The following is a 14,039-nucleotide window of genomic DNA, read 5'->3' as shown; positions in this document are numbered from 1 at the left end:
ATCGATAGACGCATTTTCCTCACACGCAACCACCGTTCACGGTCTGGACTCTTACCGCTGGAGTCCCGAAGCGGGTATTGTTGATTGATTCGTGAAACGGCGCGGTCGACGCGATCGGCGCCGCGCGGAACTTCGTGCGGTTTGGGGCAAAAATGTCGGGCGTGATCGTGGTGATGCGTCAGACGCTGCTGTCGTGCACGTCACTCGCGCGCAAGGGCCTGTTGGGGCTCGCAGCGACCGCGCTTGCTCCGGCGACACCGGGTTTTGCAGGCAATGGCGTGCCGGCGGATGCAGTCACGACGCTGTTCGAATTGAGCCGTCAGGACGTCGCCGAGGTGACGGCGATGCTGGCGCTGCTCGGCTTCTCGGTGGTCGCAGCCGTGGCGCTGGTGCGCACGCGGCTGGCAGCCGCACGCAAGGAAGCGCGGCTGCGCGCCGATGTCGCCGCACTGCAGCTGCAAGCCGATCGCTACCGCGCGCTGCTGTTTGCCGAGCCGCAGATCCTGATCGCCTGGCCGGCCGGCGGCCATCGCCCGCAGATCTCCGGCGACACCGCGATGCTGGTGCCGCAGGATCAGCCGCAACGCATCCTCGCCTTTGGCAGCTGGCTGCCGCCGGAGCCGGCGCTGCAGCTCGATCGCGCGGTCGATGCGCTGCGCGAGGCCGGCGAAGGTTTCCTGCTGCATCTCACCAGCTCGCATGGCCATGCCATCGAAGCGATGGGCCGGGCCATTGGCGGCCAGGCCATCGTGCGCATCCGCGAATTATCGGGCCTGCGCCGCGAGCTCGCCGAGACCCAGCTGAGGTTCAAGGCGCTCGGCGAGGAGACCGAGTCGCTGCGCGCGCTCGCCGCTGCCCTGCCCTGGCCAGTCTGGGCGAGACAGGCCAATGGCGCGCTCACTTATGTCAACCCCGCCTATGCGCGCGCCGCCGACGCCCGTGACGTCCCCGACGCGATCAGCCGCAATCTCGAACTGCTCGATTCCGCCGACCGCACCGACCTGCAGCGCGCGCTTGGCGCCGCCGGCCGCTTCGAGGGCCGGCTGCCGATCGTGACCGGCGGCGAGCGCCGCATGCACGATGTGCACGCCTTCACGCTGAGTAATGGCAGCGCCGGCGTCGCCATCGATGCCAGCGAGGCTGCAGCGCTGCGCACCGCCCTGGTGCGCATGGCCGAGGCGCATCGCCGCACGCTCGACCAGCTGTCATCCGGCGTCGCCGTGTTCGACGGCCAACGCCGGCTCTCGTTCTACAATGACTCCTATCGCCGCCTGTGGGATCTCGATTCCGCCTTCCTCGACAGCCAACCGGACGATTCCTCGGTGCTCGACCGCCTGCGCGCCGCACGCAAATTGCCCGAGCAGGCTGACTTCCGCGCCTGGAAGGCCAAGCTGCACGAGGCCTATCGCGCCGTCGAGGCCGCCAAGGACACCTGGTTCCTGCCGGATGGCCGCGCGCTCTCCGTCGTCACCACGCCCAATCCGGAAGGCGGGGTGACCTATCTGTTCGACGACGTCACCGAGAGCTTCGCGCTCGCCCGCCGCTTCGACGGACTGATCCGGGTCCAGCGCGAGACGCTCGACAGCCTGGCCGAAGGCGTCGCGGTGTTCGGCTCCAATGGCCGCGTCGAGCTGTTCAATCCCGCTTTCGCCAAGATGTGGCGGCTGTCGCCGGATCAGCTGCGCGAGCATCCGCATATCGACACCGTCGAGTCGTGGTGCCGCTCGCTGTACGACGACGCCGTTGCCTGGCGCACCATTCGCGAGGCCATCACCTCGATCGAGAACCGTCTCGACATCGCGCTGAAACTCGAGCGCAAGGACGGCAGCGTCCTCGATTGCATGAGCCGCCCCTTGCCCGACGGCGCGACCATGCTGACCTTCCAGGACATCACCGACACTGAGAATGTCGAGCGCGCGCTGCGCGAGAGCAACGAGGCGCTGGAAGCCGCCGGCCAGATGAAGATCGACTTCGTCCACCACGTCTCGTACGAGCTGCGCGCGCCGCTGACCACCATCATCGGCTTCGCGCATTTCCTGTCCGACCCATCGACCGGGCCGCTGACGCCAAAGCAGGCCGAATATCTCGACTACGTCACCAAATCGACCAACGCGCTGCTGGCCCTCACCAACAACATTCTCGACCTCGCCACCATCGACGCCGGCGCGATGAAGCTCGAGCTCGGGCCGGTCGACGCCGCCAAGGCGATCGAGGCTGCGGCGGAAGGCGTGCAGGACCGGCTGGCCACCGACCGCATCCGCCTCAAGGTCCAGGTCGATCCGAATGTCGGCACCTTCGTCGGCGACGAGCGCCGCGTCGTGCAGGTGCTCTATAATCTGCTTGCCAATGCGGTGGGCTTCTCGCCGCAGGATTCGACCGTCCTGGTCAGCGCCCGCCGAACCGACCACAGCGTCGCGTTCTCGGTCACCGATTCCGGACCCGGCATTCCGCCCGATCTCAAGGACCAGATGTTCGACTGGTTCGTCAGCCGCTCGCAGGGCTCGCGCCATCGCGGCGCCGGACTCGGCCTGTCGCTGGTGCGCTCCTTCGTCGAGCTGCATGGCGGCAAGGTGCGGATGGATTCGGTGGTGGGCAAGGGCACCACGGTCACCTGTGACTTCCCGACCGACCACATCGCGCAACGCAACGCCGCGGAATGACGGACCGACTGACATTCACCACCGCGCTGGCGGATGAGACCGCGACCGCCGCCTTGATGGCCGACCTCGCTTTGCTGATCGGCCCGGGCGTGCTGATCACGCTCACGGGCGATCTCGGTGCCGGCAAGACCGCCGCGGCACGGGCGATGATCCGCTACCTCGCCGATGATGCCGAGCTCGAAGTGCCGAGCCCGACCTTCACCTTGGCGCAAAGCTACGAGCTGCCGAGCTTCGCGCTGGTGCATGCCGATCTCTACCGCATCAGCGATGCGTCGGAGCTGGAGGAGATCGGCCTGTCACCGCTGCCCGAAGCCACGGTGGTGCTGATCGAATGGCCGGAACGCGCCGGCGACGAGCTGCCGCATGATCGCATCGACATCGCGCTGCGCCACGATGCATCCCAGGGCGAGACCGCGCGCAGCGCCGAGATCACCGGTACCGGCAAGGCCGCCGCGATCGTCGCGCGTCTCAAGGTCCTGCGCGAATTCCTCACCGAGGCCGGCCACGCCAAATCCCGCCGTGAACGGATGGCCGGCGATGCCTCGACCCGGTCCTATGCGCGGCTCTATAAGGGCGAGCGCGTCTTCATCCTGATGAACTCGCCGAGGCGGCCCGATGGGCCGGCGATCTACAACGGCAAATCCTATAGCGGCGCCGTGCATCTCGCCGAGGACGTCCGCCCCTTCGTGGCCATTGCCGGCGCGCTGCGCGGCCGCGGCATCTCGGCGCCGAAGATCAACGACGCCGATCTCGACCATGGCTTTCTCATCACCGAGGATCTCGGGCGCGAGGGCGTGATCGAAGGCGATCCGCCGCGACCGATCGTGGAGTGCTACGAAGTGGCGACCGACCTGCTGGCCGCGCTGCATGCGCAGGACGTGCCATCGGTGCTGCCGCTGGCGCCGCAGGTCACCTACACCGTCCCGACCTTCGACGCCGACGCCATGCTGATCGAGATCGGCCTGATGCTCGAATGGTACCTGCCGGACCGCGGCGTCGCGCCGTCGCAGGTGCTGCGCGCCGAATTCCTGGAGCTCTGGCGCGACCTGCTCGACGCGCCGTTGGCGGCAAGGCCGACCTGGGTGATCCGCGACTATCACTCGCCGAACCTGCTGTGGCTGCCGGCCCGCGAGGGCATCGCCCGGGTCGGCGTGATCGACTTCCAGGACGCCGTGATGGGCCCGCCGGCCTATGACGTGGTGTCGCTGGCGCAGGACGCGCGCATCGACGTGCCGGCGGACATCGAGCAGGCACTGCGCACGCGCTACATCGCCGCGCGCCAGGCGGCGTCCACCGCGTTCGACGCGGAGGAATTCGCCGCGCACTACGCGATCATGTCCGCCCAGCGCAACACCCGCCTGCTCGGCACCTTCGCCCGCCTCAACCGCCGCGACGGCAAGCCGCAATACCTCAAGCACCAGCCCCGCATCTGGGACTATCTGCACCGCTCATTGTGCCATCCGGTCCTGGATCCGCTGCGCGACTGGTACGCGGCGAACGTGCCGCCGCCGGTGGGCGTGGCGTGAGCGCGACCGTTTTCTGAAGACTGACAATCAACGCTCACTGTCACCCTCCCCTGGAGGGGGAGAGTCGACGCACTCGCGGCAGCGAGGGCAGCGGGGCGGGGTGATCTCTCCACATCCGCCGTCGCCCTTGGCTTCACCCCAACCCCGCTCGCCCGCTTCGCGTGCGATCGCCCCTGTCTGGAGGGGGAGGGTGGCCGAGCCACACGCTTCCCGGCATCCCCCGTAGCTTTACCGGTTCTTAGCCGTCTCCCTTTACCCTGCCGCCGCGGTGTCCGGCTGCGCCGCGTGGATGGAGGTTGCGATGGCAGAGCGAATGAAGGGCGAGCGCGTCGTCTTCGAGCGCGGCATCCCGGCTTTCATGATGGGCATCGACGGCACCTGGCGGCGCAACTGCACCATCGAGGATGTCTCCGAGACCGGCGCCAAGCTGACCGTCGAGGGCTCCGTCGAGGGACTGCATCTGAAGGAATTCTTCCTGCTGCTGTCGTCGACCGGCCTCGCCTACCGGCGCTGCGAGCTGGCCTGGGTCAATGGCGACCAGATCGGCGTCACCTTCCTGAAACAGGGCAAGAAGAAGGCCAACAAGCGCGCGGCCGCCGAGGCCTGACGCGGACCGCTGCGGCATCTTGCGTCACGACGACGCGGCCGTCGTCGCACATTCGTCATCCCCTCAGGCTATCGCAACCGACCGAGACGATAGATGAATTTGCGTGGTATGATTCGCGTCGACCACCTTTGATCGAGATGCTTCGAAGATGCCCGTCCAGCCGCACAAAGCCATGGTCCTCGCCGCCGGTCTTGGATTGCGCATGCGCCCGCTGACGGAGACTCAGCCCAAACCGCTGGTGCGCGTCGCGGGCCGTCCGCTGCTCGACCACGTGCTCGACCGCCTCGCCGAGGCCGGCGTCACCGAGGCCGTCGTCAACGTCCATTATCTCGCCGACCAGATCATCGCGCACACGGCGACGCGCACCGCGCCGCGCGTGATGATCTCCGACGAGCGCGACCAGGTGCTCGGCACCGGCGGCGGCGTGGTCAAGGCGCTGCCGCTGCTCGGCCATCAGCCGTTCTTTCACGTCAACTCCGACACGATGTGGATCGAGGGCGTGCGCCACAATCTGTCGCGCCTCGCCGACGCCTTCGATCCGGAGCTCATGGACATCATGCTGCTGATGGCCCCGACCGCGACCTCGATCGGCTATTCGGGCCTCGGCGACTACGCCATGCTTGCCGACGGCACCTTGCGCAAACGCCGGGAGCACCAGGTTGTCCCGTTCGTCTATGCCGGTGCCGCCATCATCTCCCCCGCAATCTTCGACGGCGCGCCGAAGGGCGAATTCTCGCTGACCAAGATGTTCGACAAGGCCAACGAGCAGGACCGCCTGTTCGGCCTGCGCCTCGAAGGCGTCTGGATGCATGTCGGCACGCCGGCCGCGGTCGCCGAAGCCGAAGAAGCGCTGATGGAGAGCGCGGCGTAGCCGGGCGAATCCGCCAGCTCACATTCGGCACCGCCCCGAAACGTGGCGACTATTCACGCCCAAGGAGTCTCCAGCACCGGGAGAAGGTCACGCACCTATCAACATCCATCCACACCCCGGGTATGACCTTCGAGCCACCGCTCCCTATATAGACGCCCTGAGCAACCGCGAATCGCAGGCCATGCGCGTCTTCACTGTTCCGATCTCGGCCCCGTTCCTGCGCAGCGTGATCGCGGCGCTGGTGGACGGCCGGCTGGTCGACGGTTTTGAGGCGCGTAGCGATCCTGCGCGGCTCGCGACTGCGACCCTGTATCTGCCGACGCGCCGCTCGCTCCGTGTCGCGCGCGAAATGTTCCTGGACGAGCTGAAGACCGACGCCGCGGTGCTGCCGCGCCTCGTCGCGCTCGGCGACATCGACGAGGACGAGCTGGCCTTCGCCGAGGATCGCGACGCATTCCTCGGCCCGGCGCCGCTGGAGATCCCGGAGCGGCTCGACGATCTGCAGCGGCGGCTCACTCTGGCGCGGCTGGTGGCGGCCTGGGCCAAGACGCCGGTGTCGGCGCCGCTGGTGATCGGCGGCCCCGCCTCGACCTTGGCGCTGGCCGGCGACCTCGCGCGGCTGATCGACGACATGGTGACGCGCGGCGTGTCGTGGGAGGCGCTGGACGCGCTGGTGCCGGACCAGCTCGACAAATACTGGCAATATTCGCTGGAGTTCCTGCGCATCGCGCGCACGGCATGGCCGGCCTATCTGCAGGAGATCGAGCGCATCGAGCCGGCGGCGCGGCGCGACCTGCTGATCGCCGCCGAAGCCGCGCGGCTCTCGGCGCATCCCGATGGACCCGTCATTGCCGCGGGCTCGACCGGCTCGATGCCGGCGACGGCAAAATTCCTGCTGGCGGTGGCGAAGCTGCCGCACGGTGCCGTGGTGCTGCCCGGGCTCGACACCGATCTCGATGAAGCCGCATGGAATTCGATCGGCGGCGCCAAGGATCGCGCCGGCCGCGTGATCACGCCGCCCGCCGTCAACCATCCGCAATATGCGATGCACCTGCTGCTCAAGCGCTTCGGCCTGGAGCGGCGCGACGTGATCCGGCTCGCGCATCCCGGCCGCGGCGGCCGCGAGGTGCTGATCTCCGAAGCGATGCGGCCGTCGGAAGCGACCGCGGTCTGGCACGAGCGGCTGCGCCAGCTCGACGTCGCCGCCAACATCGCCGAGGCAATGGACAATCTCGCTGTCGTCGCCGCGCCCAATCCGGAGATGGAGGCCCTGGCGATTGCCATCGCCATGCGCGAGGCCCGCCATCTCGGCAAATCGGCCGCGCTGGTGACGCCGGACCGCACGCTGGCGCGCCGCGTGATGGCAGCGCTGACGCGCTGGCACCTGACCTTCGACGATTCCGGCGGCGATGCGCTGTTGGAAACGCCGGCCGGCATCTTTGCGCGCCTCGCTGCCGAGGCTGCCGCGCGCAGCCTGGAGCCGCCGACCCTGCTGGCGCTGCTCAAGCACCCGCTGTGCCGCCTCGGCCGGGCCGCCAAGGGCTGGACAAGCGCGATCGAGACGCTCGAGCTCGCGATGCTTCGCGGGACGCGGCCGCAAGCCGGCACCAGCGGGCTCGCGCGCGACTTCGCCCGCTTCCGCGACGAGCATACCAGGCTGCATCAGGGCGAAGCCTCATCGCTGCACCGGGCCGAGCCGCGCGCGCGGCTGAGCCCTGAGCAACTCGACCGCGCCGGCGCGCTGATCGCGCAATTGCAGACCGCGCTGGCGCCGCTGGAAAATCTTGCCTCGCCGCGCCCGCAGGATTTCGCCGAGCTCGCGGCGCGGCATCGCGAGGTGCTGATCGCGCTGTCGACCGATGATGTCGGTCTCAGCACCGCCTTCACCGACCGCGACGGCGCGGCGCTGGCGCGCTGCTTCGACGATCTCCTCGCCTCAGGCGAGCGCTGCGGCCTGATGGCGCCGCTGTCAGACTATCCGGACCTGTTCCACACCGCCTTCTCCGATCGCGCGGTGCGCCGCCCCGAGCGCCATGGCGCGCAGCTGCAGATCTACGGCCCGCTCGAAGCGCGGCTGATGCAGGCCGATCGCATGATCATCGGCGGTCTCATCGAGGGCGTGTGGCCGCCGGCGCCGCGCATCGATCCCTGGCTCAGCCGCCCGATGCGGCATCAGCTCGGCCTTGATCTGCCCGAGCGCCGCATCGGCCTGTCGGCGCATGACTTCGCGCAGCTGCTGGGCGCCCCCGAGGTCATCTTGACCCACGCGGCGAAATCCGGCGGCGCGCCGGCTGTCGCGTCGCGCTTCCTGCATCGGCTCGAAGCCGTCGCCGGGGCCGACCGCTGGAAGGCGGCGACCGCACGTGGCGAGACCTACGTCCGCTATGCCGAGGTGCTCGACCAGCCCCCCGAGGTGAAGCCGGTCGAACAGCCGGCGCCGAAGCCGCCGCTGGCGGCGCGTCCGCTGCGCATGTCGGTCACCGCCATCGAGGACTGGCTGCGCGATCCCTACACCATCTTCGCGCGCTACATCCTCAAGCTTGATCCGCTCGACCCGGTCGACATGCCGCTGTCGGCGGCGGATCGCGGCTCGGCGATCCACGAGGCGATCGGCGAGTTCACGCAAACCTATGCCGATGCGCTGCCGCCGGATCCCGCGCCTGTGCTGCGGCAGATCGGCGAGAAGCACTTTGCGCCGCTGATGGAGCGCCCCGAGGCGCGGGCGCTGTGGTGGCCGCGCTTCCAGCGCATCGCGGGCTGGTTCGCGGCCTGGGAGAGCGCACGCCGCGAGCAGATCGGCGCCATCACTGCGGAGATCCGCGGCGAGATCGGCATTCCCTTGAGTCCTGACCGGACCTTCATCCTGTCGGCGCGCGCCGACCGCATCGAGCGCCGCGCCGAAGGCACCTACGCCATTCTCGACTACAAGACCGGCCAGCCGCCGACGGCCAAGCAGGTGCGCATGGGCCTGTCGCCGCAGCTCACCTTGGAAGCGGCGATCCTGCGCGAAGGTGGGTTCGACGGCATCCCCGCCGGCAGCCTGATCAGCCAGCTCGTCTATATCAGGTTGTCCGGCAACAACCCGCCGGGCGAGGAGCGCATTCTCGAATTGAAGATCAACAAGAGCGACCCGCCGCAGCATCCGGACCAGGCCGCGCAGGAGGCGCGCGCCAAGCTCGAAGCGCTGATCCGCAGCTTCGAGGACATCAATCAGGGCTACACCTCACTGAACCTGTCGATGTGGGCCAACCGCTACGGCGCCTATGACGACCTCGCCCGCATCAAGGAATGGTCGGCGGCCGGTGGTCTGGGAGTGGAGGAATGGTGAAGGCGCCGCGTCCGATCCCGCAGGCCGTGCGCGACGCGCAGACGCGCGCGTCGAACCCGGCCGCGTCGGCCTTCGTCTCGGCCAATGCCGGCTCGGGCAAGACGCATGTGCTGGTGCAGCGGGTGATCCGGCTGCTGCTCGACGGCGTGCCGCCGGAGAAGATTCTCTGCATCACCTTCACCAAGGCCGCCGCGGCCAACATGGCCGAGCGCGTGTTCTCGACGCTCGGTCATTGGGTGACGCTCGACGATGAGGCGCTCGACAGCGCGATCAAATCCACCGGCATTCCCACGCCCGACAAGAAGCTGCGCGCCTCGGCGCGCAAGCTGTTTGCGAGCGCGCTGGAGACGCCGGGCGGGCTGAAGGTGCAGACCATCCACGCGCTATGCACCCGGCTGCTGCAGCAATTCCCGTTCGAGGCCAATGTGCCGGCGCGGTTCTCGGTGCTCGACGAGCGCGACCAGACCGAGATGATGGAGCGCGCCAATCTCAAGGTGCTGCTGGACGCGGCGCGCACGCCGGACAGCGCGGTCGGCCGCGCGCTGCAGGTCGCGATGGCCAACGCGGCCGATTCGACCTTCAAGGAGGTGGTGCGCGAGGCCTGTCTCAGCCGTGATCATTTCATAGCCTGGACGGACGGCGCGGGTCGCGTCGAGGTTGCCGCGCAGCAGCTTGGGCAGGTGCTCGGCATCGCGCCGGACGAGACGCTGGAAGCAATCGAGCAGGACATTCTCGATGGTCCCAACCTGCCGCGCGCGGACTGGACCGAGATCGCCGCCCGGCTCGATGGTGGCGCCAAGACGGACCAGAAGCAGGCCGACCAGCTCCGCGCCGCGCTGGCGTTCTCGGGCAGCGATCAGGTCGACGAATATCTCCGCGTGTTCCTCACCGAGGACAAGGAGCCGCGCAAATCGCTGCTGACCAAGAAATTCGCCGACAGCAATCCCGGGCTTGCTGGCTTGTTCGAGTCGGAGGCGCGCCGGCTCGACCGCCTGATCGAGAAGCGCCGCGCCGCGGTCGTGCGCGACCGCACCGAGGCGCTGCTGCAAATCGCGACCGCGGCCGCCGCGAACTATCGCCGCGAGAAAGAGGAGCGCGGGCTGCTCGACTATGACGACCTGATCGACAAGACGCTGGTCATGCTCAACCGCGTCTCCGCCGGCTGGGTGCACTACAAACTCGACCGTGGCGTCGATCACGTGCTGATCGACGAGGCACAGGATACGAGTCCCAGGCAATGGGACATCGTCGCCCACATCATCGAGGAGTTCACCGCCGGCGCCGGCGCGCGCGAGGGCCTGACGCGCACGATCTTCGCGGTCGGCGACGAGAAGCAGTCGATCTTCTCGTTCCAGGGCGCGGATCCGCATGAATTCGATGCCCGCAGGCGGCAGCTGCAGAAGCGCTTCACCGATGCCGGCCTGCTGTTCGATCCGGTGTCCTTCACCTATTCGTTCCGCTCCGGCTCGACCGTGCTGCACGCGGTCGACCACGTGTTCCGCGAGCGCGAGGTCTACAGCAGCATCCATTCGCCCGATATTGGCTATCCCGTCCACAACTCGCTGACCGATGCCGGGCCAAGCCTGATCGAGCTGTGGAGCCTGTGCGAGCGCGACGACCGCAAGGAGATCGAGGGCTGGCGCGCGCCGTTCGACGGCGTCTCGGTGACGAGTCCCGAGGTGAAGCTGGCGCGGCGCATCCAGGCCGAGATCAAGCGGCTGATCCGCGCGGGCACCATGACCGGCCATGACGGAGCGAGGCGGCGGCTGAGCTATGGCGACATGCTGATCCTGGTGCGCCGGCGCGGCACCGCATTCGATGCCGTGATCCAGGCGTTGAAGCATGCCGGCATTCCCGTCGCGGGCGCCGACCGGCTGAAGCTGACCGAGCACATCGCGATCATCGATTTGATGAACCTCGCCGACGCGCTGCTGCTGCCGCAGGACGACCTCGCACTGGCCATCGCGCTGAAGAGCCCGCTATTCGGGCTCGACGATGACGACCTGTTCAAGCTGGCGTGGCAGCGTCGCGGCTCTTTGCGCGACGCGCTGACGGCGCAGGCGGCCGATGACCCGCGGCTGCAGGCGGTGCTGCGCCGGCTGCAGCAATGCGAGCGCCGCGCCGCCGAGGATACGCCGTTCGCCTTCTACGCCTGGCTGCTCGGCGGCGATGGCGGCCGGCGCCGCATCCTGGCGCGGCTCGGCCATGAGGCCAATGACGCGCTCGACGAATTCCTCGAACTGGCGCTGTCCTACGAGCGCAAGGCGCCGGCCTCGCTGCAGGGCTTTGTCGCCTGGCTGCGCGCCGCCGATACCGAGGTGAAGCGCGACATGGAGATCTCGCGCGACGAGATCCGGGTGATGACCGTGCACGGCGCCAAGGGCCTCGAAGCGTCGGTGGTGTTCCTGGTCGACACGACGTCGTCGCCGGCGGATTCGCAGCGGCTGCGGCTGATTCATGTGCCGCACGGCGACCAGGAGATCGTGGTCTGGGCCGGGCGCAAGTCGGATGATCCGCAGCCTGTCGCCACGGCGCGCGCGGCGATGCTCAAGGAGACCGAGGATGAGTATCGCCGGCTGCTGTATGTCGCGATGACGCGCGCCGCGGATCGGCTGGTCATCGGCGGCTGCATGCCCGGCAACATGACCAACGTCCGCGGCGGCAGCTGGTACGACCTGATGGCGCGCGGACTGGACGCGGCGGGCCTCCAGGTCGAGGTGATCGAGACCGAGGACGGGCCGATCAAGCGCTACGCGCGGGCGGAGGATATCGCGGAGACCGCCAAGGATGAGGCGCGACGCATGGTGGAGATGCCCGTGGAGCTGCCGGCGTGGCTGCGCACGGTCGCCGCCGAGACGCCCGGCGAGGTCGCCGTGCTCAGGCCGTCCGATCCCTCCGCCGACGAACGGCCGGTACGCTCCGGCGAATCGCTAGCGGCGCGCAGCCTTGCGATGCAGCGCGGCACCTTGGTCCACCGCCTGCTGCAGTCCTTGCCGGAGGTCCTGCCGGAGCGGCGACGCGACGCCGCCCTGCGCTACCTGCTGCGCAATGCCGCCGACTGGCCCGAGGAGCAGCGCACAGGGCTCGCCGAGCGCGTGCTTGCCGTGATCCAGGACCCGCGTTTTGCCGCAGTGTTTGCGCCCGGCAGCCGGGCCGAAGTGTCGATCGTCGGCCGCCTCGCTTTGCCCGGACAACCGCGCGCGCTGGTGTCCGGCCAGATTGACCGTCTCGTCGTGACCGGCTCCGAAGTGCTGATCGTCGACTTCAAGACCAACCAGCAGCCGCCATCGGACCTCGCCGAGGTACCCCCGGCCTATATCCGCCAGCTCGCGCTCTACCGGGCCGTGCTTGGCGAGCTGTATCCCAAGAGGGCCGTCCTGGCCGCCCTGCTCTGGACCGAAGCCCCTGAATTCATGGAGATTCCGGCCTCCGCGCTGGACGCCATGCTGCCATCCGATCCCGTCTGAGTGAGCGCGCTTGACCCGGCATCGCCCCATTCATACTTTCACCCCCACGCTGCGGCGGCGCCACATCAGCGCCGCTCCCTCCAACCGAACGAGGTAATCCCATGGCCGTTGGCAAGGTTTCCGACGCCGATTTCGAAAGCGAAGTGCTGCAGGCGGACGGCCCGGTCGTCGTCGATTTCTGGGCCGAATGGTGCGGCCCCTGCCGCATGATCGCCCCTGCCCTCGACGAGATTTCGAGCGCGATGGGCGACAAGGTCAAGATCGTGAAGCTGAACGTCGACGAGAGCCCCAAGACGGCCTCGAAATATGGCGTGATGTCGATCCCGACCCTGATGGTGTTCAAGGGCGGCGAGATGGCCTCCCGCCAGGTCGGCGCTGCGCCCAAGGCGAAGCTGCAGCAGTGGATCTCGTCCGCGGTCTGACGCGCCCGCAACATCATTTTTGTCGAACGGCCGGCGGAATCGCCGGCCGTTTGCGTTGAGAGGGGTGTTTTCAGCGATTTCCGGATGTCGCCATGCCCTCCCGCCTCAGCCGCTCCCCCTCTCGCAAATCCGGCCTCTTGGCGATGGAGGCGCGGTCGGTGGATGCGATCCCGCGCGGGCACGAGTGGCAGTATGAGCCGAAATGGGACGGCTTCCGCTGTCTTCTGGCGCGCCACGGGGCTGACGTGACGATGCAGTCCAAGGCGGGCGAAGATCTCGCACGCTACTTTCCCGAGGTGGCCGCCGCCGCGCGGGCACTGAAGGCCACGCGCTTCACGCTTGATGGCGAGCTGGTCGTGCCGCAGGCGAAGTCGTTCTCGTTCGACGCGCTGCTGCGGCGGATCCATCCGGCCGCGAGCCGCGTGAAGAAGCTATCGGTGGAGACGCCGGCGCTGTTCCTCGCCTTCGACTTGCTGGCGACGGCAAAGGATGCAGAGCTGATGGCCCGGCCGCTGCACGCAAGGCGGCTCGCGCTGGAGGCGTTCGCGAAGGCGAATTTCACGGATCATCCGACCTTCCGGCTGTCGCCGGCCACCACCCGCTTTGCGACCGCGCAGGACTGGTTGGCGCAGTCGGGCGGCGGCTCGGACGGCGTGATCGCCAAGCGCATCGACCTGCCCTACCAGGCCGGCAATCGCGACGGCATGCAGAAGATCAAGCGCCATCGCTCGGCCGATTGCGTCATCGGCGGCTTCCGCTACGCCACCAACAAGGGCGCCCAGGGCCGCAAGCTGGTCGGCTCGCTGCTGCTCGGGCTCTACGATGATGACGGCCTGCTGCATCACGTCGGCTTCACCTCCGCGCTCAAGAAGGAGGAGAAGCCCGCATTGACAGACAAATTAGAACCGCTGATTGCGCCGCCCGGCTTCACCGGCAATGCGCCGGGCGGGCCGAGCCGCTGGTCGACCGCGCGCTCGACAGAATGGTGCCCGCTCAAGCCGAAGCTGGTGATCGAGGTCTGCTACGACCATTTCTCCGGCGATCGCTTCCGCCACGGCACCTCGATCCTGCGCTGGCGTCCCGACAAATCGCCCAGGCAATGTACGTTCGAGCAGCTCAAGCAGACCATCGCCGATCCCTTGAAGCTGCTCGCGTGAG

General features: G+C 68.3%; 8 protein-coding genes. All 8 read left to right on the top strand.

Going from position 1 to position 14,039, the window contains the following annotated elements; all coding sequences use genetic code 11:
- Positions 1-152: 152 nt before the first annotated feature.
- The 8 genes from HL671_RS27220 to HL671_RS27185 all read left to right on the top strand — a co-directional run bounded on the left by HL671_RS27220 (position 153) and on the right by HL671_RS27185 (position 14,038).
- Positions 153-2,660: a sensor histidine kinase gene (locus HL671_RS27220; protein WP_011942609.1), complete on the top strand. Its 2,508-nt coding sequence runs from the start codon at positions 153-155 to the stop codon at positions 2,658-2,660.
- Entirely contained in the window at positions 2,657-4,186 is a 1,530-nt protein-coding gene (tsaE, locus tag HL671_RS27215; RefSeq protein ID WP_172240449.1) for a tRNA (adenosine(37)-N6)-threonylcarbamoyltransferase complex ATPase subunit type 1 TsaE, read from the top strand. Before HL671_RS27220 ends, tsaE begins: the two co-directional genes overlap by 4 nt.
- Positions 4,187-4,487: 301 nt before the next feature.
- Positions 4,488-4,793 (top strand): PilZ domain-containing protein, encoded by a 306-nt coding sequence (locus HL671_RS27210; RefSeq protein ID WP_011942611.1) that lies wholly within the window; start codon positions 4,488-4,490, stop codon positions 4,791-4,793.
- A gap of 148 nt (positions 4,794-4,941) precedes the next feature.
- Positions 4,942-5,664 (top strand): nucleotidyltransferase family protein, encoded by a 723-nt coding sequence (locus tag HL671_RS27205; RefSeq protein WP_011942612.1) that lies wholly within the window; start codon positions 4,942-4,944, stop codon positions 5,662-5,664.
- Between the two features lie 181 nt (positions 5,665-5,845).
- On the top strand, positions 5,846-8,992 hold the full coding sequence (addB, locus tag HL671_RS27200) for a double-strand break repair protein AddB (protein WP_172240446.1): 3,147 nt from the start codon (positions 5,846-5,848) through the stop codon (positions 8,990-8,992).
- The gene (addA, locus tag HL671_RS27195) at positions 8,986-12,459 is read left to right on the top strand and encodes a double-strand break repair helicase AddA (protein ID WP_172240443.1); all 3,474 of its coding nucleotides are present in this window, start codon (positions 8,986-8,988) and stop codon (positions 12,457-12,459) included. The genes addB and addA overlap by 7 nt, the downstream gene beginning before the upstream one ends.
- A gap of 101 nt (positions 12,460-12,560) precedes the next feature.
- The gene (gene trxA, locus HL671_RS27190) at positions 12,561-12,881 is read left to right on the top strand and encodes a thioredoxin (RefSeq protein ID WP_011942615.1); all 321 of its coding nucleotides are present in this window, start codon (positions 12,561-12,563) and stop codon (positions 12,879-12,881) included.
- A 143-nt stretch (positions 12,882-13,024) separates the two neighbouring features.
- Positions 13,025-14,038, top strand: coding sequence for an ATP-dependent DNA ligase (locus tag HL671_RS27185; protein WP_172240568.1), 1,014 nt, complete (start codon positions 13,025-13,027; stop codon positions 14,036-14,038).
- Position 14,039: the final 1 nt, after the last annotated feature.

It is taken from the genome of Bradyrhizobium denitrificans, assembly GCF_013179005.1.
Taxonomy (GTDB): domain Bacteria; phylum Pseudomonadota; class Alphaproteobacteria; order Rhizobiales; family Xanthobacteraceae; genus Bradyrhizobium; species Bradyrhizobium denitrificans.
The sequence above is the reverse complement of the archived record's forward strand: the minus strand, read 5'-3'. Positions and strand labels throughout refer to the sequence as shown.